Genomic DNA, 24,723 nt, shown 5'->3' on the forward strand with positions numbered 1-24,723 from the left:
GCCCCCCCCCCGTCCCCGCCGGGCGGGGCCCGGGTGCGCCCGTGGGCCTCCGTGACCCGCCGCCGGGGTGCCGCGTACACGCCGGCCCGTTCGGGCCCCCCCCCCCCCCCCCCCCCCGCCCGAGTGCCTCCAGCGAGAACGCCAACAGGGGTACGGCGAAGGCCACTTCGTGGAAGTCGAAGGCGACGGTGGAGGCGATCCCCCAGCTCAGCCCGTACCCGATCGCCACCGTGTGCAGCGCGGCCCGCCCCAGCGCCCGCCCGGCCCACCGGGCGAGCGGCACCACGGCGAGCGCGAGCAGGGCGGCCTGGGCGAGCAGGAGGGTCTCGGCGGCGGGGAAGACCCGGTAGAGGGGTGCGAGGAGGGCGAGGACCGGGTGGAAGTGGTCACCCAGCAGGTTGACGCCCTCGCCCTTCAACGGGACGTACGGCAGACGCATTCGGGAGTACGCCTTGACGGCCTGCTCGAAGATCCCGAGGTCGTACCCGGTGGTCCGCAGGAGCCGGTGCCGCTGCACGGAGAGCGTGCCGTACAGGACGAAGAGGGCGGCACCCCACGCCCAGGGGGCTCCGCCGCGCACGCGTCTGCGTACGGACACGGGAACGACCTGAACTGACTTCCTGTCAGGAATTGTCCGCATATTCCTCATATGCGGAGATTAACCATCACGGGTGCGGCCCCGGTGGAGCCGCACCCGTCGACGCCCTGTGCCGGGGCTCAGTACCGCAGCGCCGCCGCGATGCCGCCGGTCTCGCCGAGGGTCCCGTCGGGGACGAAGGTCACGTCGCCGTCGGCGTCGAGCACCATCTCCGCCAGCGAGTCGACGACGTCGTCCTCGACGCCCTCACCGCTCTCGCCGCCCTCGCCGCTCTCGTCCACGAAGACGAGCGCGGCCCGGGGTGCACCCTCGACCTCCTCCACCCGGGCGGAGACCCGTACCGACTCCTCCACCACCAGGTGTCCCACCCGTCCCTCGCGGGCCGCCTGCCAGCAGTCCTGGGCCCCGGCCGCGTACCGGCGGCCGCTGCGGGCGGCGTCCAGTGCCTTCAGGGCCTCCTCGGTGTCGATCGCGGCCAGCGCCGCCCGCGCCGGGGCCAGCTGCTCGACCAGTTCGGGGGCGGTCGCCTGGAGCAGGCCGCCGACCTCCAGGTCGGCCGCCAGCACGGCCTTGTGCCGGGACAGCTCCCGGTAGGTGACGATGTGCTGCCGCAGCCCGACGACCACCACCGGGAGCACCGCCTCCTGGAGCAGCGGGGTGAGCTTGCGGTCGGCCTCGGTGAGCATGTTGCGGAAGTCCTGCTCCTCGCCGTGGCCGCCCTCGCGGTTGGGCGGGCCGTCCCGGTCGACGCCGGAGGAGATCACGGGGAAGCCGCTCTCCTCCTGGTCGATCTCGGTGAGCTCGTAGCCGACGCCGTGCCAGAGCCGGACCTCGCCGACGCTGAGGAGCAGTGCGAGGTAGGGGATCTGCCGGGCGGAGGCGGCGACCAGGTTGCGGGTCAGGTACGTCTCGCCGAACACGACCCGTTCCGGGACCGTCGAACTGACCAGGTAGGTACGGGCCTCGTCGACGGAGGCGAAGAGGACCAGGCCCTCCAGGAAGTGCTCGGGGTCGAGCTCCTCCACCGCCTCGCCCAGGTTGCCCACGACGGCGGCCGCCTGCTCCTTGCTGACCTTCGGGTCGGCGGTGAGCCGCTTCTCGGCGTCGGAGAGGAGGTTGCGCAGCCGGATGTGGTCCTGCTGGTTCTCCGGGCGGTGGCGGTGGGTGGGGAGGGTGAGGGAGACGGCCGGGTAGGGCCGGGGGCGGCGCAGTTCGGCGAGCAGGTCGGAGGCGTCCTCGTCACTCATGGGCACTCCACTCGGGTAGCGGGGGGGCGGGCGGGTGGCCGTCGGCCGGGCACGGCCACTCCTCGCAATTTCTCACGATTGGCCCCGTTCCGCCCCTGCGCGGGGTCGGGTTCCGCTGCCGTGCGGGGTGCCCGATCAGCCCGCCCCGAGCGCTCCGACCAGTACGCCCGCCCAGGCCCCCGCGATCATGAACGGCCCGAACGGGAACGCCGTCTTGCGGTCGCCCCGCCCGGCGACGATCAGCCCCAGTCCGTACAGCGACCCGAACAGGAAGCCCGCGAAGGTCCCGAGGAAGAGCACCGAGAAGCCGTACCAGCCCAGGACGAGCCCGAGCACCAGGGCGAGCTTCACATCGCCGTACCCCATCCCGCGCGCGTTGATCAGATGGAGCAGCAGGTACACACCGCCGAGCCCGGCCCCGCCCGCCAGCGCCCCGAGCCAGGACCCGCCGTCCCCGGGCAGCAGCTCCGCGACGCCCAGCAGCAGCGCGGCCCCGGCGGCGAGCGGCAGGGTGAGCACGTCGGGCAGCCGCTTCACCCGCAGGTCGACGGCGGCCAGCAGCAGCGCGAAGGGCGTCAGCAGCAGCCAGACCCCCAGCTCGGGGCGCGGCCCGGTGGCGGCGGCGAGTGCGGCGCAGGCGAGGGTGCCCAGGAGGACGTACGGGAGGGTCCGGGTGTACGTCCGGGAGCCCACGGCGGTACGCAGCGCGCCCTCGGCGGCGCTCCCTGCGGCGCACCGCGCGCAGCGCCCGGTGCCGACCCACCCCCGGGCGACTCCGGCGAACGGGTGACCCGCGGGGCAGTCCGCGCGCCAGGGCTCCTCGGGCTCGACGGAGAGCCGGTGGACGGCCCGCGGCAGGAGCAGCCCGGTTGCGGCGCCCCAGAGGGCGGCGAACACGATCACGGTGGCGAACACGCGCCCACCCTAGGCGGGGCCCGCCCCCGGGTCATGGGCCCGTGGGCCCACTTCGCTGACACCGGCGGGCCCGGGATCGTACAGTCCGCGCATGGGACGGCAGCGACGGAAGCGGCGTTACGCGGACGGCCACGGCACTCTGTGCCTCGACACTCCGTGCCGCGACGGCGGCACCGGCCCCGACGTCCCCGCGGGTGTCCCCGCCGGTGTCCCCCTGGAGATCGCCGCCTCCTCCCGCGCCCGCTCCCGGGGCCTCCTCGGACGCACCGGGATCGCGGGCGCGCTGCTGCTGACCCCCGCCTCCGGCATCCACACCTTCCGGATGCGCTTCCCCATCGAAGTCGCCTATCTGGACCGGGAGTTGAGGGTCCTCGCCGTCCGGACGCTGCCGCCGAACCGGCTGCCCCTCCCGCACCCCCGCACCCGGCACGTCCTGGAGGCGGAGGCGGGCGCACTGACGCGCTGGGGCGTGCGCCCCGGCGCACACGTCCGGATCGTCCCGTAACCCGCTCAAGGGCCCCTGTCCCCCGGCGGGAAGGGGTCTTCCGCACTGGGTGCCGTTCCGTCACCATGGGGAGCATGGCGGCTTCAGCGGGAACCACCGGAATTCTGCAGGCTCGGGTCCTCGATCTGTCGGGGGTGCCCCTCGGCGAGTTGAGCGGGGTGGACGGGCTCCCCACCGCTCTCGCGTCCCTGCGCAGGCAGCTCGCCCGCACGGCGGCACCGCTGTGTTCGGGCGACGTGTCCCCGCCGTGCCAGGGCTCGCCGCCGGTGCGACCGGGCACCGGCAAGGAGAGTTGACCGGCACTGAGCACCACCGCTTGCCGCTGCGGACGCTGACCGCCGTCGCCACGGGCGAGGTCGACGCCTCTGACGTGGCGCTGCTGACGGCTGCCCGCCGCAGCCGGGCGCTGCTCGCCCTGGTGGGGGTGTACGAACTCACCCCCGCCCTGGACCAGTTGCCGAACGACTGGCCCCGCACGGGCCTGCCGCCGACCCTTCCGCGCACCGCCTGGAAGCTGCTGTGCGCCGTTCAGCGCGCCCACCCCGCTGCCGCCGACGCCGTGCTGGCCGACCCGATGGTGGGCGGCCGGGCCCTGCAACTGCTGCGCCGGATCAGCCACGGTGCGGGACCGCCGGGACCGGATGTGCCGCTGCGGGCCGAGGCCGGGCTCGCGGGGTCACTGGCGGCGGCGGCCGCGATCCGCTCGGGGACGCGGTGTTCGCTGCGCGTCCCGGCGTACCGGGGAAGACTCTGGCTGCCGTCGCTGGGGCAGACCGGCCGGGTGGCGCGCGGCGAGTGGGCCGTGGTGGGCGTGGAGTGCACGGCGCGGGAGACGGTCGTCTTCGGGGACAGCGGTTCGGTACGGCTGCCGAAGGCGCTGCACCTGCCGTCCGAGGGCTGGCATCCGCTGCCCGGCGTCGAACTGCCGGGCGGGGCGGGCACGGTGACGCTCGACACCCTCTGCCCGCACCGGGACTACCGCGCCCTGCGCGATCCCGCCCCGCTGTCCGACAGCGCCCTCGACCAGTGGCGTCACCTCATCTGCCGGGCGGCCGAGTTGCTGGCGGAGGGGCACCCGCCGTCCCGCCGCCTGGTGTGGGGCTCCATCCACTGCCTGGTGCCCGCCGCCGCCCCGAGCCCGGCGCACCCCGTCAGCGCGACCGTGCCGGACACCTTCGGGGCGGTCATGATGTCGCTGCCCCCGGACGCGCCGACGGCCGCCGCCACCCTGATCCACGAGGCCCACCACCAGCTGCTGGCCGCTGCCGACGACGTGACGCCCCTGCTCGACCAGGACCGGCCGGGCCCCGAACCCTTGCACTTCGCCCCCTGGCGACGGGACCCCCGCCCCTTGCGCGGTCTCCTGTACGGCACGCACGCCACGGCCGGGATCACCGCCTTCTGGCATCGGCAGCGGACACCCGGCGACGACCGGGCGGACTTCGAATTCGCCCACCACCGCTGGCAGTTGAGGGTGGGACTGACCGCCCTGCACAGTTGCGACCGGCTCACGGAGGCGGGCGCGCACCTGGTGTCCGCGCTGGACGCGCAGGCGGCCCGCTGGTGGCCGGAGCGGGTGGCGGAGCTGCCCGGCGCGCTCGCCGCCCGGTGCCGGGCGGACCTGGCCGCCACCTGGCGGGCCACCCACCTGACGGTCTCGGGGACGGACGCCGACGCGCTGGCCCGGCGCTGGCAGGCCGGTGAGCCGCCGCCCGCCGTCCTGCCACCGGTGCGCCTGACCCCGGCGCGCACCCAGTCGCGGGTGCTGTCGCGGCTGTGGCTGACCCGGCTGTGGCTGACCGACCGGGCGGCGTTCGACCGGCTGCGGGCCGACCTGAACGCGGGGGTGTCGGACCTGTGGGGCGCGGGCGAGCTGACTCCGGCGGACGCGGCGCTGGTGGCGGGCGACCGGGAGGAGGCGCGGGGCCTGTTCCTGAAGGCGGTGGACCCGCTGAGCGCGCCGGTGAACGTGAGCGACTGGGTGGGACTGGGACTCGTACAGCACAACGCGACGCACCACGGCACGTCGCACCACGCCACATCGCAGCACGACACATCGCACCACACCGATACGCACCCCGTCGAAACGCACCACGGCGAACCCGGAGAGCCCCTGCTGGAGCGCCCCGAGCTCGTCGTCGCCGTGCACGCGGCCCTGCTGCGGGCCGACGCGCACCCACCGGGCCCGCAGGAGCTGGCCCGGTGGTTCACGCCGCCCGGTGCGGGCGACGGTGACTCACATGCTGAGCGCGTCGATGTCGCAGTTGGCCCGTAGTTCGTTGGTGGCGTTGACGGTGGCCGGGTGGCGGGGGCCCAGGACTTCGCGCATCAGGGCGACCGTCTGGCCGTAGAGCTCCTTCGCGCGCTCCGCGTCGCCGGTCGCCTTCAGGTCGTACGACAGGTTGAGGCGGATCGCCAGGGTGTCGGGGTGGCGTTCGCCGCTGACGACGCCCGCGTCCCGGCTGATCTCCTCGCCCAGCTCGCGGGCCCTGCCGAGGTCGCCCAGGTGCGCGTAGTCGCTGGCGAGGTTGGCCTTGGCGAGGAGGGTGCGCAGGTGCTGGGGGGTGAGGAGCTGGCTCAGGCCCTCCACCGCCGCCTCGTTGAGCTCGCGGGCCTCCGGCACCCGGTCCAGCAGGCGGAGCGTGACCGCGAGGTTGGTGGCTGTGGCGTACGTGTGCGGGTGGTGCGGGCCCAGCGCCTCGCGGCACAACTCCATGGCCTCGCGCCCGAGTTCGGCGGCGCCCTCCAGGTCGCCGGTCTGGCGGAGGTCGGTGGCGTGGATGAGGGCGGCCCAGGCGACGAGGTGCTTGTCGGCGCCGGAGGGGCGGCTGCGGTTGAGGTCCAGCACACCCTGCGAGAGGTCGAAGGCCTCTTGGTGGAGGCCGAGCTTGCGGCGTGTGATGGACAGTTCCCGGGTCACGAAGCCGGTCAGCGGGTGTTCCTCGCCGAGCATGGCCAGCAGGCGGTCGCGCAACTGCTCCTGCCCGTCGGCGGCCTCCTGGTAGCGGCCCAGCTCCTGGAGGTCGACGTAGACGCAGTGCAGGCTGAGCAGGGTCTGCCGGTGGTCCTCGCCCAGGACCTCCACCCGTCGCTGGAAGGTGTCCTCGTCGAGCCGGTAGGTCTCTTCCAGGTCCTTGATGTCGGACGACAGGCGCAGGCTGACCGTGTAGTTGTGGGCGGCCTGGAGCGTGGCGGGGTCGTCCGGCCCGAACTCCCTGAGCAGGGCCTCGTACGCCTGCTGGTCGAGGTTGCGGGCGCCCAGGAAGTCGCCCCGGGCGCGCAGCAGGACGGCGAGGAAGCTCACCGCGCGGGGGGTGGCCGGGTGGCGCTCGCCCAGCACGCGGCGGCAGCGTTCCAGCAGTTGGGTCTGGAGCTCGAAGGCGTCGTCGTAGCGGTTGTGCCAGCGCAGCACCTGGGCGCGGACCTGGTCGATCTCCAGGACGTGCTCGTGCTCGTCGCCGAGGGTGCGCCGCCAGATGCCGCCCGCGCGCTCGGCGACGTTCAGGGCTTCCTGGTAGTCGCTTCGGGCGAGCAGGAAGCGGGTCTCGTTCAGGACGAGCTGGCGGGCCCAGGGGTCCTCGCACTCGATCATGTTCGAGGCCCGCACGTGCGGCAGCAGGCTGGAGTAACGGGGCCACTCCGCCGGGCGCTCCGGGTTGCGGGGATCGGCGTTGGCGAGGATCTCGTGCGCGCAGTGGCGCATTTCGGCGCGTTCCTGCTCGTTCATCTGCTGGATGAGGACGCGCTGCACCAGCCGGTGGACCTGGATGGTCGACTTGCGGTGGTCGATGCGGGCCAGTGCGTAGCGGCCGATCTCGCGGACCGCGCGGCCCAGCTTGATGGGGTCGTCGAGGGTGGCCCGCAGGGCGGTGGGCGCGGCGACGCCCCGTACCGCGGAGAACAGGTCCCAGTCGATGGGCTCGGGTGCGAAGAAGGCGCACACCTGGAGGAGCTGGAGGGCGGCCGGGTGGTTCTCGCGCAGGCGGTCCAGGGAGACGTTCCAGGCGGCGGCGACCGGGAGCTCGTAGTCCGGTGGGGGCGAGGTCTGGAGGAGTTCCGCGTACTTGGTCTCGAAGAGGTCCAGGTACTGGTTGACCGGCATCCCCGTCTCGGCGAGCCATACGGCAGCCTGCTCGACGGCCAGGGGAAGGTCACCGAGCGATTCCGCCAGACGGTCGGCGGCTTCGTCGGGAATCTGCTGGCTGCGTCGCCTGATCAGGGCGACGCTCTCCTCGCGTGCAAACACATCGACCTCTAGTGAACTGGCCAGACTCGACCATTGGGAGTTTCGGGACGTGACCATCACCCGTCCCGGGCCATCGTTCGGGAAGAACTTGCGGACCTCGTGCGGGTCCTCCGCATTGTCGAAGACCAAGAGCCAGTTCGCATACGGTGCGCCGACGCGCAGCGCCTCCAGGACGGCCGGCACGGCACTGCGCTCGGTGCCGACCCGCAGCCCCATCTGCTCGCCCAGCTCGATCAGGGACTGCACGATGAGGCTCGTCTGTTCGGAGGGCACCCACCAGACGAGCTGGTAGTTCCGGCTGTTGCGGTAGACGTACTCGATGGCGATCTGGGACTTGCCCACACCGCCCATGCCGTGCAGGGCCTCGGGAAGGACGGCGGTGACGCCGGAGGTGCCGCCGGTGGTGAGCCGCTGGCTGAGGCGGGCGAGCAGGTCCTCGCGCCCAGTGAAGTTCCGATTCCGCTGCGGCACGTTGCCCCACAGCCGAGCCGGCCTGGCGACCGGCGGGGGCGTGAAGGGGGTGCTTGTCTGCGCGGTGGACACGGATCCTCCTGTGGCTCCGATGGGGGATGTCGCCTGTTGGGGAGGCCCCGGGTTCGGTACGGGTGACGGGTGCTCAAGCGTAGTCGATCCGACACGCACGGTAGTCCTTGGATCGGCGCGTCGATCCTCCGGGACGGTCTCGGGGGGTGGGCCGACGCCGCGGGACCCCACTCCCAGCAGCTGGCCGAGCCGGGAGGCCCGGGCCAGATAGGGGCCCGACACGGCGGCGAGCGCCGTGTGCAGGGGCCGCACGAAGGGGCGGGTACGGTCGTTGACGGGCGGGTCGGCCGCATCGTGCTCCCAGGCCACCGCCGCTTCGCCGCCGTCGACCGCGGAGGCCAGGCGCGGGCCCAGCGCTCCCGCCACCTGGCGCAGCACGATCATGGTCTCGGAACGGGTCCCGAGCCCGAGCAGCTCCTCGCGGACGCCCTCGGGAAAGTCGTAGAAGACCGACTCCGTGTCCTCGGCGTCGTGGCCGTGTCCCGTGCGGCGGAGCAGGCCGAACAGCATGATCTCGCCGAGGTTCCAGTCCTTGGCGCCGGGCAGCGAGTGCTGGATGAGCCGCATCACCGGAAGGTTCAACGGCGCCGCCGCCAGCCGCTTGGCGAGGGCATAGGCCAGGGGGGACGCCTTCGCCTTGAAAGCACGGACCACTTCGCGGGCGCGTTCCTGGCGGGTGCGCCCCGGGGGCAGTTCCGGAAGCGGGTCGCGCACGCCGTCGGCGACCTCGTGCCGCGTGCGCCCCCCGTAAGGCTCCGGCTCGGGGTGGTGGCGCGCGCCCAGGTCGCCGTGCGCCCCGGTGAGCAGGACGGCCGCGTCGAACTGTCCCCCGGGGGAGGCGACCAGGCGGGCCCACCGGCCGAGGGAGCCCGGGGTCAGTTCCAGCAGCGGTACGGGGACGGGCGGGCGGCCCTGGGGGCGCAGCCGGACCGGGTCGCCGAGTTCGCCCGCCGGGAGGGCGGGGCCGCGCAGCCGCAGGCGGCGGTTGGGGACGGCTGCCTCGGGCACGTCGAGGCGGGCGCGTACCGCGCTGGGCAGCGTGAATTCCCACAGCTCCTGGGGCATCAGGCTCAGCACGGCGGTCGGCGAGGTGTGCGCGAGGGAGCACAGGAAGGCGGCCGCGCCGCCGTTGCGCCAGGCCTCGCCGACCCCGTCGGTGACGACGAGCACCAGGCTGTCGGGGCCCGGGGACGCGGCTCCGCCGTGGGCGGCCGGTCCGGCGCCGGTGAGGTCGACGGGGGCCACGGTGAGGGAGCGGAAGGCGGCGGTCTGCTCCAGGAGGCTGCGCAGCCCGCGTACGGTGTCCTGCCACAGGGACATCGAGAAGTGGCCGTCGACCAGGAGCAGCAGCCGCAGCCGGCGTTCGTGCACCGGACGGCACACCGGCACCCACAGCTCCTCCTGGGCGGCACGCTCGGCGGTGGCCTCCTCGTCCAGCTCCCGGGCGTCGGGGACCTCGGCGCGCAGGCGTAACGGGCGCAGGGCGCGGGCCAGCGCGAGGGCCTCGGGCAGGGGCGCGGCGACGGTCGTGGTGGCGGCGGGCTCGCCGCCGTCGGGGCGCAGGACGCCCCACGGGGGGTACCGCACGACGGGCTCGGGCACGGTGCGCGGGTCCCGCGGGCCCGCGGGGCGGCCCAGTCCGGGGGCGCCGTCGAGGGCGTACGCGACGGCCGCCCCGGTGACGCCGTCCGTGACGAGGTCGTCCTCGACGAGGTCCGGCCGGGGGGCGTCCTCGGCCTCGGCGCCGCGCGCGTCGCCCTCCCCGTCGGCACCCTCCCCCTCGGCCCCCTCCCGCTCATCGCCCTCGCGCACGCCGGGAGTGCGCGCGGGCTCCTCCTTCTCCGTACGCCCCTCCGGGCCTCCCGAGGCACCGGTTTCCGGCGACGACGGTGCGCCGGGGCGGCGCGGCGGTGACGGCGGCGGCGGCGGGACGGGACGGTCCGGCCGCCACTGCCGGTAGGGCGCGGCGTTGTCCTGGCAGGCGGCCAGGTAGAGGGCGTCGAGGAGCTCCGGCCACGAGGGGCCGGAACGCGGTGCGTCGCCACCAGTCACCCGGAATCCCCCCGTCCGGGGCTGCCGCCGAGGGCGGGGGCCGAGCCGTCGAGCCGGTGCCAGACGCTCTCGGCGAGGGCGAGCAGGTCGCCGGGACGCTCCTCCGCGCCGTGCGAGGTGGCGATGTAGAGGGAGTTGAGGAGCTGGTCGATGGAGAGGCCGCCGTGCTCGCGGCTGCGCTCCAGGAAGCGCGCGATGAGCGGACCGCCGAGCCGCTCCACGGTGTCCTCGCCGAAGTGTGCGGCGAGCATCTGCGCGAGGTCCTGCTCCTCCGGTTCGGGCATGCGCAGCACGAGACAGCGCCGCAGGAAGGCGGGCGGGAACTCGCGTTCGCTGTTGGAGGTCATCACCACGAACGGGAACGCCCGGCAGACGACCCGTCCGCCCGTGATGACCGCCTCGCCCTCGGGGTCGTCGGTGAGCACCTTCACCGACGGCTGCCGACGCCGGGCGCGCAGCAGTTCGGGGATCGGGTAGGAGCCCTCCTCGAAGACGCTGAGCAGGTCGTTCGCGAGGTCCAGGTCGCTCTTGTCCAGCTCGTCTATGAGCAGGACGCGCGGTTGTTCGTGCGGCAGGAGCGCGGTGCCCAGCGGCCCGAGCTGGATGTAGTCGCCCACGTCGGCGGGCTGCGCCGCGGTCTTGCCCCCGGGGTCCGCGGCGCCTGCGGCGTCTGCCGTCACCGCGCGCAGGGCGGCGCTGTCCTGGACGCGGCCGATGGCGTCGTACTCGTACAGACCCCTCTGGAGGGTCGTACGACTGCTGATGTGCCAGCGCAGCACGCGTCCCAGGCGCAGCTCGCGGCTCACCCGGTAGGCGAGGCTGGACTTGCCCGTCCCGGGGCGGCCCACGACCAGCAGCGGGCGGCGCAGGAGCAGTGCGGCGTTCACCATCTCCGCCTCGCGGCGCGCGAAGTCGGTGAGGGTGCGGGCGGGCGGGCTGCCGCCGAGCCTGCGTACGGTCTCCTCCTCGTCCGCGGGGGGCGGGCCGACCGCCGGGGCGCCGGTGAAGGTGCGCCACGGCGGGGCGGGCGGCAGCAGGTCGCTGAGGGTGGTGTCCTTCAGCGGTTCGCCCGTACCCCGGTAGATCCACCAGCGGGGCCTGGCGGCTCCCGCGTGGCCGTTGTCGGAAGCGGACGCCGCAGCGCCGGCAGGGAACGTCACAGCCTCTCCTCTCCAGATGTGGGGGGAGGGACCGCAACGGAGCCCGTGTGCGCGACGGGCATCCGGTCCGGATCGTCCCACAACAAAGCGACATGGCGGCCGACAGAGAAATACTCTTCAGCATCGGATGAGCCGACCGCAGTCCGCAATCCCCGTACGACGTCGGGTAGTTCGCGCGGGTCGTGTTCGGTCAGCAACCTGTTGAGGGCGGCCCGGAAGGCGGGGTCCCGTGCTTCCCTGCGGTCCCAGAGCACCACCGGAACCCCGACCCTCAGCGCCTCCCAGAGCTCGTCGAGCGCCGTGTGCTCTCCCCGTGTGCTTCGGCCGCCGCCCGGGGGCGCGCTGAGCACCGCGATCGCGGGCGGCGGGTCGGACAGCAGGTGGGCCCTGCCGTCCTCGGGGAACCAGTGCACGCGTCCGGCCCGGCCGCGTACGAAGGCGTCCCATCTTCGCCACCAACGGCTGTGCAGGTCGCGGCGGTTGATGCGGTCCAGGCTGCGCAGCACCACGTGATGGTCCTCCCCCAGCAGTCCTTCCACCCCTTGGAAGGCCTCCTTGCTCCAGCGTTCCACGTGGAGGTCCAGCCAGGGGCGCGGAAGCAAAAACTCCAGGGCCAGGTCGGTGCGAATGGAATATGCCCAGTCGCTCTCGGCCTCCTTCACGAGCCTGCGCACCTCCTGCTCCGCCTGCCGGATTCCTATCCTGCGGTCGGCGCCGCGCAGTTGCTCCCCGCTCTGCACCCGCCACCAGTGGGACAGCAGGGCGTCGCCCTCGGGTCCCGCGTCGAGCAGGGGGGTGAGCCGGATGATGAGGTAGTCCTCGGGCCGCCAGGCGCGGTGGTCGCCGTCGGCGGCCTTCGCCTCGGGAAGCTGATGGGGGTCCTCGCGTTCACCGTTGTCGTACGGTACGACGCCCTGCCGCAGCGACGGGTCGTTGGCCTGCGCCCAGGCGACGATGGCGTGCTGGGTCTCGGCCCCGGTGGCTCCCAGGGCCAGCAGGCTGCGCAGCACCTGGAAGCACGGAAGCGGGTCGCCCGGGCGGGAGTTGAGGGTGGCGGCGTGCAGGAAGACCGCCCAGGGTTCGGTGCAGTCGCCGGGCCCCTCGACCCGCCCCAGGGACTGGAGGAAGGTGACGTACTTCCTCGGCAGGTCCGGTATCCGGACGTCCTCCAGCAGGCGGAACAGTGCCTCCCACTGCTCGGTGTCGTCGAGCAGCGGCACCTGCCAGGCCGCGACGGCGACCTTGAGCCTGCGGATGGCGGCCGTGGCCCCGTCCCGCACCTCCAGGCTCTCGACCATGGGCGTCAACCCCTCGGGGCCGTCCCGGAGTTCGTCCATCAGCTGGACGACCAGGGCCCGGCGGGAGACGCTGCCGGTGCGGTCGAGCAGGGTGCGTGAGGCGACGCCGAAGCGCTGGACGAGTTCGCGCAGGGTGGCCGGGTCCTGGAGGCAGTCGACCTCGGTGAAGGCGTCGACGAGATAGCGCGGCGGGAGGGCCGCGAGGGCGGCCGCCGGGAACGCCACGGTCTCGGGCGGCAGGGCGGGCGGCGGAACCGGGGGCGGGCCCGGCGGCGGGCCGGGGGGCGGCCCTGGAGGCGGTCCCGGCGGGCGGCCGGGCGGCGGGCCCGGGCTGGTCTCCGGGGCGGTCATGCGCCGCCTCCGCAGCACAGCCGGTCCAGGACGCCGAGGGCCTCGCGGGTCGAGGCGGTGTCGCCGCCCAGTTCGGCGACGGCGGCACGCAGCGCGGGGCAGCCGTCGCGGTGGTCGAGGCAGGCGGCGATGAGGGCCTGCACCTGGTGGCGGGGGTAGGCGTGGTCGCGTACGTTCCGGCGCACGGCCCGGGGTAACGCCATGCGCAGGGCCTTCCCGGAGTCGTACTCGATCTGCGGTATCTCCAGCAGGGCGTCCGCCAGCCCCAACTGGGCCTCCACGGGCGGCGGTTCGCAGGCCCGGGGCTCCGGGGTGCGCACCGCCCCGCCCAGCGGGGCCCAGAACCGTATCGCCGCCTCCACGGGCAGCATCCAGGCCACCTTGGTCTCGGGCCGGGCGTGCGCGGCGGTCACCATGCCCACGACCCGGCCCTTGTCCGGATCCCACACGGCGGCCCCGCTGAACCCGCGTTCGAAGGGTGCCCCGGTGGACTGAACCCCTTCCAGCTGCACCCACAGCGGGCAGGCGCCGCCGACGCCGATCAGCCGCCCGGCGGTGACGATGCCGTCGGAGAGCCCTTCGGGGTACCCGAGGACGAGCACGGGCTGCTCGACGGGCTCACCGCAGGGGGCGAGGGGCAGCGGCCGGCAGCCCTCGGGCAGCGGGGGCGAGCCGGGTACGAGGGCGAGGGCGACAAAATCGCCGCACTCCTCGGCGCGGTGGCCGGGCGCGGCGACGTCGAGCAGCGGGCTGTCCGCCCGACTCCCCTCCACCACCACCGCCTTCGCGGACCACCCGCGTCCGGGCAGGTCGACCAGGACGCTCGCGGTGCCCGCGGCGGCCCCGTCGACCGTACGGAACCTACTCAACCCGCCCACGTCGTCGACGACATGGGCGCAGGTGATGACGTGCAGGGACGGAGAGCCGTCCAGGGCCACCAGGACCCCGGCTCCGGCGAGTACGCCGTCCGGCGACAGCACCCGGACCTGACCGGTGTGCGGACCCAACGCTGATCACCTCCCCCGAGTGACGGCCGTTCGCGTACGGCAACATCGTTGGCCCAAGGCGAAGGTAACCCGGAAACGGAACCCCTGAGAATGCCCGGACACCTTTCGGGACGCCGACGCGGCCCCAGCGGTTTCCGGAACCGGGACCTCCCTCCGGCGAGCGGGTCACCCCTCCAGCTCGCGCCGCAGCTTGCGGCGCTGCATCCGCCCCGGATTGCGGACGTACACGCCGCCCATGCCGCCGCTGCCGGTGACCCGGACGAGGGGCGTGCCGGGCAGGCGTTCACCCTTGGTCTTGTTCCAGGCGCCGCCCATGCCGCCGTGGACGCTGTCGAGGTCCACCCCCCACCCCTCGGGCACGATCACGACGACGCCGCCCGCGCCCGCGTTCACCTCCACGTCGATCACCCTGTGCCGGACGCCGGTGCGGGTGAAGTCGAGTTTCACGCCGCCCATGCCGCCCTCGACGACGATGCGCGTCGGCACCTTCCAGGCCCCGGCACGGGACTGCCCGTTCATCCCACCCTTGATCACCAGCGGCTCCCCGGCACCCACCACCTCCTCCTCCGGCACCAAGTCCTCGATCAGCGGCGGGAGTTCGGCGACGGTCTTGGCGGAGAGGGCGAGCCCGAGCCGCTCGTCCAGTTCCTCCATGTCGAGCCGCCCCTCGGCGGCGGCCTCCCTCAGCTGCTCCACCACCGCCTCGCGGTCGGCGTCGGAGGCACGGAGCGGGCGGCGAGCGGGATCTGTGGACATGGGCCGATGATACGAAGCGCGGTGTGTAGGTTGCCGGTAAACGCATGGCGTGAAGAGATGAAGAGGTACGTGTGATGAGGTCCCGGAGGATCTGGGTGGGGGCGGCTTCGGCCGTCCTGCTGCTGACGGTGTCGGCGTGCGGCGGCGGGGACTCCGGCGGCGGGACGGAGGACGGGAAGGGCGGCGGGTCCGCGCAGGCCGGGCTGACCGACCCCGCGGACCCCTTCAAGGACGCGAAGACGCTGGACGGGGCGCTGCTGCGGGCGGCGGACCTGCCGAAGGGCTGGAAGGAGGACGCGCAGGGCGACAACGGGGGCATCAAGGCGCAGGCCGCCTCCTGCGACGGCCCGTGCGACGGCCTCTCCTACGAGGGCGTGGGCAACTACACGGACGCGTCCGGCGCCCTGGTCGGCACGAGCGTCAAGGCCTACGGCAGCAAGAGCGCCGCCGAGGCCGGCTACAAGGCGGAGACCAAGCTGGCCTCCGACGCCACCGCGGAGAAGGGCCCGGCCGTCGGCAACACGTCCGCCTACGTGAAGTCCGGCGAGGACGCCGACAGCGCACTGCGCGTCATCCACTTCCGGGTGGGGTCGGTGGTGGTGGCCGTCTCGCAGGAGTACCGCAGCAAGGACGCCGACGGCCTGTCGAAGTTCGCCTCCGACCAGGCGACGCGCATCGAGCGGGCGCTCAAGGGGGCGTAGCGGGCCCGTCATGGGCACGGATGCGTACGGGTGCGGGGTTGCGGGGTGCGGGGCATGCCCGGGGCGCCGAGGATGCCCGGGGGCTGGGGATGCCGGAGGCTCCGGGGCGCCGAGGCGGCTCGGGGACGCAGGTTCGGGGACGCAGGTTCGGGGACACAGAGCGCCCGGAAGTGCACGGGCCGCCGGGGCACTCGGGCTACGGCCACAGGGCGGAAACCCGGTCGACACCCGGGTGGGACCGGTGCTGGGATGACCTCGCCTCCCGGAAGGAAACCCCTTGAAGGAATCCCCCCTGATCGACCAGGACCTCGCCCGCACCCTGCTCAAGCAGCAGTTCCCCGATTGGGCCGACCTCCCCCTGCGCCTCCTCGACCCCGCCGGGTCCGACCACGTCATCCACCGCCTCGGTGACGACATGGCCCTGCGCCTGCCCCGGGGCGACTGGGCCGCGGGCCAGGCCGTCAAGGAGCACCGCTGGCTGCCCCGGATCGCCCCGAGCCTCCCCCTCGCCGTCCCCGTCCCGCTCGCCCTGGGCGAGCCCGACGGCTCCTACTCGTACCACTGGTCCGTCGCCCGGTGGCTGGACGGCAGCACCCCGACCCCGGAGGCCCAACACCCGGACACTCCCACCCAGTTGGCGGAGTTCCTGCACGCCCTCCAGTCCTTCGACCCCGCCTCGCCGGGCCTGCCCGCCGGGCCCGACCTCCGCTCCTACGACCCCGGCACCCGCACGGCCATCGCCGCCACCGCGCACGTCTTCGACGCCCCGGCGATGACCGCCCTGTGGGACGCGGCGCTCCACGCACCCCACGACCCCGCCCACTCCCGCTGGCTGCACGGCGACTTCCACACCGGCAACCTCCTCGCCGACGCGGACGGCCGCCTCACCGCCGTCATCGACTTCGGCGGCCTCGGCGTCGGCGACCCGTCGGTCGACCTGATGGTGGCGTACACCCTGCTGGACCCCGCAGCGCGCGCCGCGTTCCGCACGGCCCTGGCCCCCGACGACGCGACCTGGCTGCGGGGCATGGGCTGGGCCCTGGCCACGGGCCTGAACGCGTACACGCACTACGCCGCCACCCATCCCCGGGTGGCCGCCCAGACCAGCCGCCAAATCACGCAGGCGCTGGCCGAGTTCCGCCTCGCCGGGTGAGCGACGCCCCTGCCCTGTAGCCGGACCCCGTCCCGCGGACTACCGTCCCCACCATGTCCGGCCGCCGTCCGCGCCGCACGCTCAGCCCCGCTCTGGTCGGTGCCGTGCTGACGCTGCTCGTCGCCGTGGGCTGCCTGTCGGCCGCGGGGAGGCAGTGGGCGTACGGGGAGTTGATCGACGACGCGCCGGTCCGCGTCGAGGGGCGGATCACCTCCGCCACCACCCACCGCGACAAGACCACCGACTACACGGTCACCTACTCCCTCCGCGGCCGCACCTACCGCTCCACCACCCTGAGCCTGGACCGCCTCGCCGGGACCCCCACCCCGGGCGCCCGCGTCCCCCTGGAGGTGGCCTCCGCCAACCCCGCCGTCGCCCGCGTCCGGGGCGCGTCACTCCCCGACGAAGGCCTGCCGCCCCTCCTCGTCCTGGGCGCGCTGACCGCCCTGGCCCTGCTGATCGGCCTCGCCAAGAAGGCCGCGGGCAACGCCCGCGCGGCACGCAGAAGCAGGCGCGGCAAACCCCCGCCCCTCTAACGCGGCCGGCTACCGCGGAAGTTGTACGTCACCGGGCCTACCGCGTGCGGTGCAGGCGAAGGTCAACCGGGCGGGGGACGACGCGTCCGCCCCGCACTCCTACCGTCGTTGTCCGGCGTGCCCGGGCTGCACCCCGCACGGATATCACCGTACGTAACCACTGGGTAACAGATCCCCGGCGGTGCGCGTGACTTCGCACCCCGGAGGCAAACTCTGCTTGCCATTGCATGACGAACCAGCCGAAATCGGCTTTCCACGGGGACTCACATGAACACCACCAAGCCCACCGCCCTTACCGCCCGCCGGAGTTGGAAGACCTGCGTCGCAACCCTCGCGACGACCGCCGCCCTCCTGGGCGCGACCGCCTGCCAGCTCGGCACCTCCACCAGCTCCTCCGGCTCCTCCAGCGCGGCCCCCCAGGCCACCACCGCCCCGACCACCCCCAGCGCCCCCGGCCCCGCCGAGCCGAAGCCCGCGCAGACCCAGGGCGACAGCGGAAAGAACGGCGACGGCGGCAAGGGCTCCGGCCAGGCCGCGGCGGCCCCCTGCGCGCCCGAGGCCGTCGACATCACGGCCACCAACGAGGACGCCAAGGGCGCTCCCGTACGCCACTTGAAGCTGACCGCGCTCAACACCGGCGCGAAGACGTGCACCCTGTACCACTACCCGATCACCCAGCTCGGCCCCGACGCCGGCGCCCCGGCGCGGCTGCTCGAAGGCGCCGAGATCAACGAGCCGACCGTGCTCGCACCGAACGAGAAGGCGTACGCGGGCGTGCTGGTGGCGGGCGGCGGCATGGACGAGTACGAGATCACAGTGATCGACGTGACCCTCCAGGGCCGCAAGAAGCTGACGAACATCGGCGAGGCCAAGCGGGTGCCGCTCCCGGCCGGGGTGAAGGTGCTCTACGGCGACGACGGCCAGCGGGTGACGGAGTGGTCCCTGTCGGAGGGCATCGCGATGCGACCGATCACGCAGCGCTGAACACGATCCGGCACGGTGCGGTGCGGTGCGGTGCGATGCAGGCCCGGCACCGCACCGCACGGTGCCTTCAGCCCGCGCCCTGGTAGACGGCGGCGAAGCTGTGGACCAGCTTGCGGCCCTGGGCGTCAGAGGTGATGGTGTCGGCCGCGTAGGACGCGATGCCTCCGGACCATGCGGCGAAGGCGAAACCCGCTCCGACCTGCTGCTTGCCGAAATCGCCCGCGTCGCGTACGTGGGCCTGATCTGCGGTATCCGAAGCGGCCGCAACCGTTGAGGCACGCCGCGCGGCCGCGGTGTCCGGTGCCCTCTGTTCCGTACGGCGGCGGCGGGTCATGATGGCCGTCGCGGTCGTGCGGTCGACGTGGACTCCGGGCCCCGTTCGCTCCGCACAGCAAACACACAACCTCACGAGGCGGTGGCCAGCTTTGTCGCGTCGAACCTCCGGTCCCTTCGTACCTTTGCGTCCCCGTCGGCGCCGCGTGCGGTGGGCCGCGGCCGGTGCCGCGACTGCGGCACTGCTGCTCCTCACGTCCTGCGCCGAGGACGATCCGACGTCCACCGAGGGGCTCGATCCCTTCCTGGCGACGTACGTCCAACTGCTCAATGCGTCCGACGAGCCGGGTCTCGTACGTCACCTCTCCTCGCACCCCAGCGGCGACAAGGACGCGAAGGCCCGCGTCGCCGAGTTCGGCGGGCAGGGGTGGGCGGTGAAGTGGACGAAGGCCTCCGAGTTCGCCGGGGCGTGGAACGTGAGGTTCCGAGGAACGCGTGATCCCGGGTCGACCCCCGTGGACGTGTCCGAGGTACTGGTCCGGGAGGACGGGGAGTGGTCGTTCGCCCCGCTGCCCGGCGTCGTACCCAAGCCGCCAGGTGCGGCGGACACCACGGCCTGAGTGAGCGGGGCGGGAGAGCTGCGCCGGGGGGCCGTCCGGTTCCCCTGCCGTTCCCCTGCCCTGCGGGCGGGTCAGAGGAGGTGGTCGGCCTTGCCCGCCTTGATGTCGAGGATGAGGGTGCGGAGGGCTTCGCGGGTGTCGGTGAGGGGGGTGTCCTCGGCGCCCGCCACGGCGATGTAGCCGTTGCCCGCGTCGTCCGTGCCTATGCGGAAGCAGTTGTTGCCCTCGCCGCAGAAGGCCTCTTCCCACTGGATGTCCGTCATGTGTGCCGCTCTCCTCAGAGCTTGTGCGCGATCGCGCGGATGAAGTCCCGCGACGGCCCTGCGCTCAGGGCCGTCCTGTCCATCCAGTCCAAGTGCGACTGGTACTTGCGGAGCTGTGCCTCCGAGTGCATGAACTCGGGACCGTGCGCCGAGTCGAGCTGCACGGTGTCCAGTTGGGGCACCACGCCGTGCGCGTACAGCAGCGCATGCCCCGCGCCCGGGAAGGCTCCTGCCTCGTTGGGCAGCACCCGCAGGGTGATGTTGTCCTGCTCAGTGGCCTCGCACAAGCGAAGCAATTGCGCCCGCATCACCTCCCGGCCGCCGAACAGCATCCGCAGGGCTGCCTCATGGACGTAACCGATGTACGTCAACGAGTCTTCCCGCGTGAGCACCTGCTGCCGCAGCCTCCGGTGCGCGACGCGCAGTTCGACCTCCAGGCGCGGCAGCGTTGGCAGTACGGAGTCGAAGACGGATCGGGCGTAGTCCTCGGTGTGCAGCAGGCCCGGTACGTGCACGGTCTGCACGGTGCTCAGCGCCTGCGCGTACCACTCCAACTCGGCGATATCCAGCAGGCCCTGGGGCAGCTCGCCCCGGTACTTGTCCCACCAGCCTCGCTCCCGGCGACCGGCCATCGCCGCCAGTGCGTCCACATACCCGGCGTCGTCGCACTCGTAGTTGCTGGCCAGTGTGCGCACACGCTCGGGGGCGATCGGGCGCACCCCTGACTCCATGTTGGAGATCTTCGTCCGGTCGAGGCCCAGCAAGCCGGCCGCGTAATCGGTCGTGGCACCGGCGGCGGTGCGCATCTTGCGCAGCTCGGCGCCCAAGCGTCGCTGCCGCTGAGACGGTGTGGGTCGCGTTGGCATGCTGCCTCTTTCCGGGCCGACTGTGGCGATCAGTGTGCCGCCGGACAGACTCGCGAGTCCACTCGAAACGGCAATTGCCCCCGTTCGAATGCGGCACATGTGCCAACTGTGCTCTACTTTCGGTAACGCACCGACTACGCAACCGAGTTGAAGCGCATCGCGTGAGCCTGCCCGCGGCCTCCTTCCCTGGGAGGGGACGGGCTCGCGTCAGGGAGACAGGCCACCACTCACACGCGCAGCGAGTCGCGCACGGGGTCAACAGCCGTACTGAACGAAGGAGTTCAGCCATGCAGCAGACCGCCATCCCCACCCACGCCCTCTGTCCGATCGCCGATCACCCTGACCCCTCCCCCGCCGCCCGAACCGGCTACGACGAAGCCGACAACCTCGCCGTGAGCCTGACCGTCCCCGGCGAACCCCGCAGCGCGGGCATCGTCCGGCGCGCCCTGACCGGTGCCCTGCATGCCCATCACCTCGACCGGTACGCTCCGGTCCTCGCCCTGGTCGTCACCGAACTCATCGCGGTGGCGGGCAAGTTGACCTCGGACGCGGATCTGTACGTGTCCCTGCGGCACCACCGCGGCACGCTCCGCCTGATCGTCTGGGACCAGCACCCGCCCCACGCGGACCCGGACGCCACGTCCCTGTGTTTCGTACGTCGGCGGCGAGCCCTGTGGCTCCTCGACGAGGCGGTGGAGGACTGGGGCGGCGAGTGGGGCGTCGACGAAGCGGTACCGCCCCACCGGGGCATCAAGTCCTGGGTGACGCTGCCTCGCTGAGCGGCCGGGGTGGGGGCGGTGTTGGAGCGGGCCCGGATCGGGTGTTGGTGGGGCCGTCCTCTGGACCGGAGTGTGGCGCTTCCGGGGAGCCCGTCAAGGGCGCTCCTACGTCGCGTCGGCTTCGCCGATGTCGCATGCGCTCCACCCTTGACAGACTCCCCTCCAGCGCAGGTTTCGTTGTGCGGAGGACGGCCGAAAAATGGCCCCGGAGAAGGTCCGGGAAGTGGCCGCCCGCCGCTGCCGGGTGCGGGTGTGTGGGTAGGGGCTCCGGAAATCAGCCCGGGTTGCTCGTCGTCCGTCGGTGAGTGGGTGGGGTGTCGGCTCGTGGTGGCGGGAGCGTGGGAGTAGTTGCGGCCGGTGGGGGTGCGCCGACCTCAATGGGGCTGCCGGCCTGGGCTTTGCGGGTGCGGGCCGCCGTAGGGCTGGTGCTCAAGCTGGTGGCTGATGTGCGTGGGTGGATTCCAGGGAAGTAGCCGTGCTGGGACATATACGTTCGACGCACATAACGCCATCCCATCCCCGGGATCCCGGCCCCCAACTCACCACACACCACACACCACACACCGCACACCGCACACCGCACACCGCACGCGGCACGCGGCACGCGGCACGCGGCACGCGGCACACCTAACACCCCGGAGGAAGAGGGGTGTTCACTGAAACCGGAACCGGCGGGCGGGCGGTGGGCGATGAGGCGGGAAGGCGGCGGAGAGGTGGCGGGGAGGTATCTCAGAAGTGGGTGGCTTTTGGGGCGATTTCCGAGAACGTCTGTTGCTCAGCGACAAATCGCTTCGCAAGTTCGACTTCGACGCCAACCCCAACCTCGACGCGGCCATGATCCACACCCTCGTCAAGTGCGAATGGATCAAGAAGGGCCTGCCCCTCTGCCCGATCGGCGACTCCGGCACCGGCAAGTCCCACCTGCTGATCGCACTCGGCACCGAGGCCGCGATGGCCGGCTACCGGGTCAAGTACGTCCTGGCCACCAAGCTGGTCAACGAGCTGGTCGAAGCCGCCGACGAGAAGCAGCTGACGAAGACCGTCGCCCGCTACGGCCGCGTCGACCTCCTCTGCATCGACCTATGCCGAGACCGCGACTATGCCGATGCCATGTGTGTTGTTCCGCTCCTTCATGGGGTTTCGGCTGTTCTGGGCTCTACCTAGTTTCGGTGCCGGGCAGCTTCGCGAGTGAGGGGGAAGGGGTGCTCCCGCGAGGGGGTGGCGATGCCGTTCGGGAGTTCGCGTCGGAAGGCGGGTGCTCGGCTCCTGGCTGAACGAGCGCGTCGGACGTCGCGGCGACCCTCCGTTCTGCACCCGGGCCGGGCGGCGCCTCAGCCGCGACGCCGTTGCACAGCGCCTAAGCATCCACGCACAGGCTGCCGCGCGAGCCTGCCCATCCCTCCTGGACAAGAGCATTCACCCGCACGTCCTGCGGCACAGTTGCGCGATGTCGCTGCTGCATGCCGGCGTCGACACCACGGTCATCGCGCTCTGGCTCGGCCACGCCGGCGTCCGCTCCACCGACGCCTACGTCCACGCCGAGATGACCATCAAGGAGAAGGCGCTCGCGCTGACTGCGCCCGTCACCACCCGGCCGGGCCGCTACCGGCCCACCGACGAGGCCTTGGCCTTCCTCGACCGCTTGTGACTATGCCGAGGAAACTCAAATGGTTTGCTTCCCCGAGGGCAGGCTGGGAATGTCGGAGCGACACTACGGGCAGTCGAAGGAACAGACGGTGGCGCTGGTCAAGAAGGGTTCCCGGCTCATCGTCGTGGACGGCGTCACCTACCGCTGGCGCGTCCGCCACAAGCCGACCTACTGCCAGTCAAACGGCTGGGGGCCGCTGACGTTCGCGGTCGAGGACGCCACCGTCCCGGGAACCGTTCTGGTCGTCGAGACCGGCTGGCACCACCCCGAGAACTGGTTCGGTCTGACGACCAGGCCGGTCGTTCCCGCTGACGCCGCCCAGGCCATCCGGACCGCCCTCGCGCAGGGATGGACGCCTCTCGCCAACGGATCGCCCTTCCATCTCGACGTCTCAAACGCAGACCAGACAGGCGAGGATGCAACCCTCGCCGTCGGATTGTCGGCATAGGTCGACCTATGCGGATATCGGCATAGATTGATGAACTCGGCTACATGGAACTCGACCGCCGCGGCGTCGAACTCCTCTTCCAGGTCCTGGCCGAACGCGAGGAGAAGAACAGCGTCGCCATTGCCTCGAACGAGTCGTTCTCCGGCTGGACCAAGACGTTCACGGACCCCCGGCTCTGCGCGGCCATCGTCGACCGCCTCACCTTCGGCGGCAACATCATCGAAACCGGCACCGACTCCTACCGCCTCGCCACCACCCGTGCCCGCGCCGAGCAGGCGGCCAGGTGAGCCGAGGCGGACCAGCAGTCACTGAACTTGCCTGAACAACAGGGTCAGGGGCCGACGTACTCGAAGACCCCGCCGTACGGATGCCGCAGCACCGCGCGGTGGCCGTTCGGGGTGGTCTGAATAGGCATCACGATTTCGGCTCCCCCCGCCTCTGCCTCTTCGACCGCGGCGTCCAAGTCGGCGACGGTGAGAGTCGCCGCCACCCCCGCGACTCGCTGCACCGCCTCGTCAGGTCCGGCGAACAGGAGGAAGGGACCGACGCTTGCCAGGGTGACCCCAGCAAAGGCGAACCGCGATGCGGTGCTTCCGGTCAACTTCTCGTAGAAGGGCACAGCCGCATCCAGATCCTCGACACGCTGTCGCACGACCACTGAATCAATAGCCATGGTCGACATCATCACGCCTTCATATGTACTTGCGAAGGTCGTCTCTATATCCGGCAAGCCACGAAGCCGCCAGGCGCGTTTGAGAGGCCTGGACGTTGGACGTCAAACGACAAGCTCAGGGACGATCTCCGGCGCTTCGGGAACCCGAACCCCAGACCGCAAGACAGGGGCTCCCCCCTGTTCCTACTTCTCGCCAACATCTTCAGGGCTGTCGGCTCCTGGTCGTTCTCGGAACGCAGCGACAACCGTTCCTGCTTGTGACCTACGCAGCCAAATGGGACACTTCCGCGCCCGAATGTCCCACCCTTGGCACCCGCCCCCACGAGTCCACTCGCGAATCGATATCCGCTGCCGCCCGCACGGCCGAGGTGGCGCGAAGGTATCCGAAAAGTGGGACAAAACTGCGCGGAAGTGTCCCACTTTTTGGCACGCACCCCCGTGAGCTCGTTCGCGAGTTGGTCCCCGCATTCGTCCACGCACCGGAGAGAGCGTGGAGGTATCTCAGAAGTGGCAGATCTACGCACGGGTGTCCCACTTCTGCCGCACACCCCTCCGAACCCCCTCGCGAGCCAGTCCCGCTTTCATCCGTGCGGTGGGGGTGCCTCTGGAGTAGGACACTTCCGCACCCAGGTGTCCCACTTCTGGAACACACCCCCGCCACCCCACACCGCAAGGCCGCCTCCGCACCTACCCATGCCAGCGCCAGAGGTCCGGCAGGCGCCGACGCCTCCCCCTCGCATACGCACCTGCACACCAGCCCGCCCACGTCAGCCGCACACCCAAGCACCCACCCACATCACCCACCGCCCGTCTGTCCTGCTTTCGGCGAGCGTCCTCCCCTCCGGGATATCAGGCGCGGCGGGGGCCTGGATTCCGGGGACTGGATGGCCTTATGTGCGTCCAACGTATATGTCCCAGCACGGCCACCTCCCTGGAATCCACCCACCCACATCAGCCACCAGCTTGAGCACCAGCCCTACGGCGGCCCGCACCCGCGAAGCCCAGGCCAGCAGCCCCATTGAGGTCGGCGCACCCCCACCGGCAGCCATCAGACGCACGCTCCCGCCACCACGAGCCGACACCCCACCCACTCACCGACGG

23 protein-coding genes and 2 pseudogenes are annotated in these 24,723 nt (G+C 72.3%); 13 read left to right on the forward strand and 12 right to left on the reverse strand.

The window, feature by feature from the left end; translation table 11 throughout:
- The 3 genes from ACIO3O_RS42065 to ACIO3O_RS42075 form a co-directional block, all read right to left on the reverse strand.
- Positions 1 to 598: DUF2079 domain-containing protein (locus ACIO3O_RS42065; protein WP_401756111.1), on the reverse strand; the 598-nt coding region annotated here is incomplete at its 3' end.
- A 119-nt stretch (positions 599 to 717) separates the two neighbouring features.
- The gene (locus tag ACIO3O_RS42070) at positions 718 to 1,845 is read right to left on the reverse strand and encodes a hypothetical protein (protein ID WP_401756114.1); all 1,128 of its coding nucleotides are present in this window, start codon (positions 1,843 to 1,845) and stop codon (positions 718 to 720) included.
- A 135-nt stretch (positions 1,846 to 1,980) separates the two neighbouring features.
- Complete coding sequence (locus ACIO3O_RS42075; protein ID WP_401756116.1) at positions 1,981 to 2,760, reverse strand: prepilin peptidase; 780 nt, start codon at positions 2,758 to 2,760, stop codon at positions 1,981 to 1,983.
- Positions 2,761 to 2,851: 91 nt separating this feature from the next.
- Between ACIO3O_RS42075 and ACIO3O_RS42080 the strand changes: the two genes are divergently transcribed.
- The 3 genes from ACIO3O_RS42080 to ACIO3O_RS42090 all read left to right on the forward strand — a co-directional run bounded on the left by ACIO3O_RS42080 (position 2,852) and on the right by ACIO3O_RS42090 (position 5,540).
- Complete coding sequence (locus ACIO3O_RS42080; protein WP_401756119.1) at positions 2,852 to 3,265, forward strand: DUF192 domain-containing protein; 414 nt, start codon at positions 2,852 to 2,854, stop codon at positions 3,263 to 3,265.
- A 74-nt stretch (positions 3,266 to 3,339) separates the two neighbouring features.
- Complete coding sequence (locus ACIO3O_RS42085; RefSeq protein ID WP_401756122.1) at positions 3,340 to 3,561, forward strand: hypothetical protein; 222 nt, start codon at positions 3,340 to 3,342, stop codon at positions 3,559 to 3,561.
- Positions 3,558 to 5,540 (forward strand): aKG-HExxH-type peptide beta-hydroxylase, encoded by a 1,983-nt coding sequence (locus tag ACIO3O_RS42090; RefSeq protein ID WP_401756124.1) that lies wholly within the window; start codon positions 3,558 to 3,560, stop codon positions 5,538 to 5,540. The genes ACIO3O_RS42085 and ACIO3O_RS42090 overlap by 4 nt, the downstream gene beginning before the upstream one ends.
- On the opposite strand, the gene fxsT is transcribed toward ACIO3O_RS42090, so the two are convergent.
- From fxsT to ACIO3O_RS42115, 5 genes are all read right to left on the reverse strand, one after another.
- Complete coding sequence (gene fxsT / locus ACIO3O_RS42095; protein ID WP_401756126.1) at positions 5,502 to 10,106, reverse strand: FxSxx-COOH system tetratricopeptide repeat protein; 4,605 nt, start codon at positions 10,104 to 10,106, stop codon at positions 5,502 to 5,504. The two genes, ACIO3O_RS42090 and fxsT, sit on opposite strands and share 39 nt — an antisense overlap.
- Positions 10,103 to 11,266 carry an AAA family ATPase gene (locus tag ACIO3O_RS42100; RefSeq protein WP_401756129.1) on the reverse strand — a complete coding sequence of 388 codons (1,164 nt, stop codon included), beginning with the start codon at positions 11,264 to 11,266 and terminating at the stop codon, positions 10,103 to 10,105. Before ACIO3O_RS42100 ends, fxsT begins: the two co-directional genes overlap by 4 nt.
- The gene (locus tag ACIO3O_RS42105) at positions 11,263 to 12,915 is read right to left on the reverse strand and encodes a hypothetical protein (protein WP_401756132.1); all 1,653 of its coding nucleotides are present in this window, start codon (positions 12,913 to 12,915) and stop codon (positions 11,263 to 11,265) included. The genes ACIO3O_RS42100 and ACIO3O_RS42105 overlap by 4 nt, the downstream gene beginning before the upstream one ends.
- The gene (locus ACIO3O_RS42110) at positions 12,912 to 13,922 is read right to left on the reverse strand and encodes a trypsin-like peptidase domain-containing protein (RefSeq protein WP_401756135.1); all 1,011 of its coding nucleotides are present in this window, start codon (positions 13,920 to 13,922) and stop codon (positions 12,912 to 12,914) included. Before ACIO3O_RS42110 ends, ACIO3O_RS42105 begins: the two co-directional genes overlap by 4 nt.
- A gap of 165 nt (positions 13,923 to 14,087) precedes the next feature.
- Positions 14,088 to 14,678, reverse strand: a complete 591-nt coding sequence (locus ACIO3O_RS42115) for a DUF1707 domain-containing protein (protein WP_401756138.1) — start codon at positions 14,676 to 14,678, stop codon at positions 14,088 to 14,090.
- Between the two features lie 74 nt (positions 14,679 to 14,752).
- On the opposite strand from ACIO3O_RS42115, the gene ACIO3O_RS42120 reads away from it, so the two are divergent.
- From ACIO3O_RS42120 to ACIO3O_RS42135, 4 genes are all read left to right on the forward strand, one after another.
- Positions 14,753 to 15,379 (forward strand): hypothetical protein, encoded by a 627-nt coding sequence (locus tag ACIO3O_RS42120; protein ID WP_401756141.1) that lies wholly within the window; start codon positions 14,753 to 14,755, stop codon positions 15,377 to 15,379.
- A gap of 277 nt (positions 15,380 to 15,656) precedes the next feature.
- Positions 15,657 to 16,532 (forward strand): aminoglycoside phosphotransferase family protein, encoded by an 876-nt coding sequence (locus tag ACIO3O_RS42125; protein ID WP_401756144.1) that lies wholly within the window; start codon positions 15,657 to 15,659, stop codon positions 16,530 to 16,532.
- 53 nt (positions 16,533 to 16,585) lie between these two features.
- Entirely contained in the window at positions 16,586 to 17,068 is a 483-nt protein-coding gene (locus tag ACIO3O_RS42130) for a DUF3592 domain-containing protein (protein ID WP_401756147.1), read from the forward strand.
- A 267-nt stretch (positions 17,069 to 17,335) separates the two neighbouring features.
- Entirely contained in the window at positions 17,336 to 18,052 is a 717-nt protein-coding gene (locus tag ACIO3O_RS42135; RefSeq protein WP_401756150.1) for a DUF4232 domain-containing protein, read from the forward strand.
- Between the two features lie 67 nt (positions 18,053 to 18,119).
- Here ACIO3O_RS42135 and ACIO3O_RS42140 read toward each other — a convergent pair whose 3' ends face one another.
- Complete coding sequence (locus ACIO3O_RS42140; RefSeq protein WP_401756153.1) at positions 18,120 to 18,386, reverse strand: hypothetical protein; 267 nt, start codon at positions 18,384 to 18,386, stop codon at positions 18,120 to 18,122.
- 124 nt (positions 18,387 to 18,510) lie between these two features.
- Between ACIO3O_RS42140 and ACIO3O_RS42145 the strand changes: the two genes are divergently transcribed.
- Positions 18,511 to 18,945 carry a hypothetical protein gene (locus ACIO3O_RS42145; RefSeq protein WP_401756155.1) on the forward strand — a complete coding sequence of 145 codons (435 nt, stop codon included), beginning with the start codon at positions 18,511 to 18,513 and terminating at the stop codon, positions 18,943 to 18,945.
- A 71-nt stretch (positions 18,946 to 19,016) separates the two neighbouring features.
- On the opposite strand, the gene ACIO3O_RS42150 is transcribed toward ACIO3O_RS42145, so the two are convergent.
- Entirely contained in the window at positions 19,017 to 19,208 is a 192-nt protein-coding gene (locus ACIO3O_RS42150) for a hypothetical protein (RefSeq protein ID WP_401756158.1), read from the reverse strand.
- A gap of 14 nt (positions 19,209 to 19,222) precedes the next feature.
- The gene (locus ACIO3O_RS42155) at positions 19,223 to 20,074 is read right to left on the reverse strand and encodes a helix-turn-helix domain-containing protein (protein WP_401756161.1); all 852 of its coding nucleotides are present in this window, start codon (positions 20,072 to 20,074) and stop codon (positions 19,223 to 19,225) included.
- 287 nt (positions 20,075 to 20,361) lie between these two features.
- Between ACIO3O_RS42155 and ACIO3O_RS42160 the strand changes: the two genes are divergently transcribed.
- From ACIO3O_RS42160 to ACIO3O_RS42180, 5 genes and pseudogenes are all read left to right on the forward strand, one after another.
- The gene (locus ACIO3O_RS42160) at positions 20,362 to 20,853 is read left to right on the forward strand and encodes a hypothetical protein (protein ID WP_401756163.1); all 492 of its coding nucleotides are present in this window, start codon (positions 20,362 to 20,364) and stop codon (positions 20,851 to 20,853) included.
- 780 nt (positions 20,854 to 21,633) lie between these two features.
- Positions 21,634 to 21,933: pseudogene (locus ACIO3O_RS42165) on the forward strand (ATP-binding protein); the annotation flags it as partial.
- A gap of 175 nt (positions 21,934 to 22,108) precedes the next feature.
- Positions 22,109 to 22,501, forward strand: a complete 393-nt coding sequence (locus tag ACIO3O_RS42170) for a tyrosine-type recombinase/integrase (RefSeq protein WP_401756166.1) — start codon at positions 22,109 to 22,111, stop codon at positions 22,499 to 22,501.
- A gap of 49 nt (positions 22,502 to 22,550) precedes the next feature.
- The gene (locus ACIO3O_RS42175) at positions 22,551 to 22,949 is read left to right on the forward strand and encodes a hypothetical protein (protein WP_401756169.1); all 399 of its coding nucleotides are present in this window, start codon (positions 22,551 to 22,553) and stop codon (positions 22,947 to 22,949) included.
- A gap of 26 nt (positions 22,950 to 22,975) precedes the next feature.
- Positions 22,976 to 23,236 (forward strand): annotated as a pseudogene (locus tag ACIO3O_RS42180) (ATP-binding protein); the annotation flags it as partial.
- Positions 23,237 to 23,280: 44 nt separating this feature from the next.
- Here the strand turns inward: ACIO3O_RS42180 and ACIO3O_RS42185 are convergent.
- Positions 23,281 to 23,634, reverse strand: a complete 354-nt coding sequence (locus ACIO3O_RS42185) for a VOC family protein (RefSeq protein ID WP_401756171.1) — start codon at positions 23,632 to 23,634, stop codon at positions 23,281 to 23,283.
- Positions 23,635 to 24,723 lie beyond the last annotated feature (1,089 nt).

The sequence above is a fragment of the Streptomyces sp. NPDC087440 genome (assembly GCF_044744005.1).
Taxonomy (GTDB): domain Bacteria; phylum Actinomycetota; class Actinomycetes; order Streptomycetales; family Streptomycetaceae; genus Streptomyces.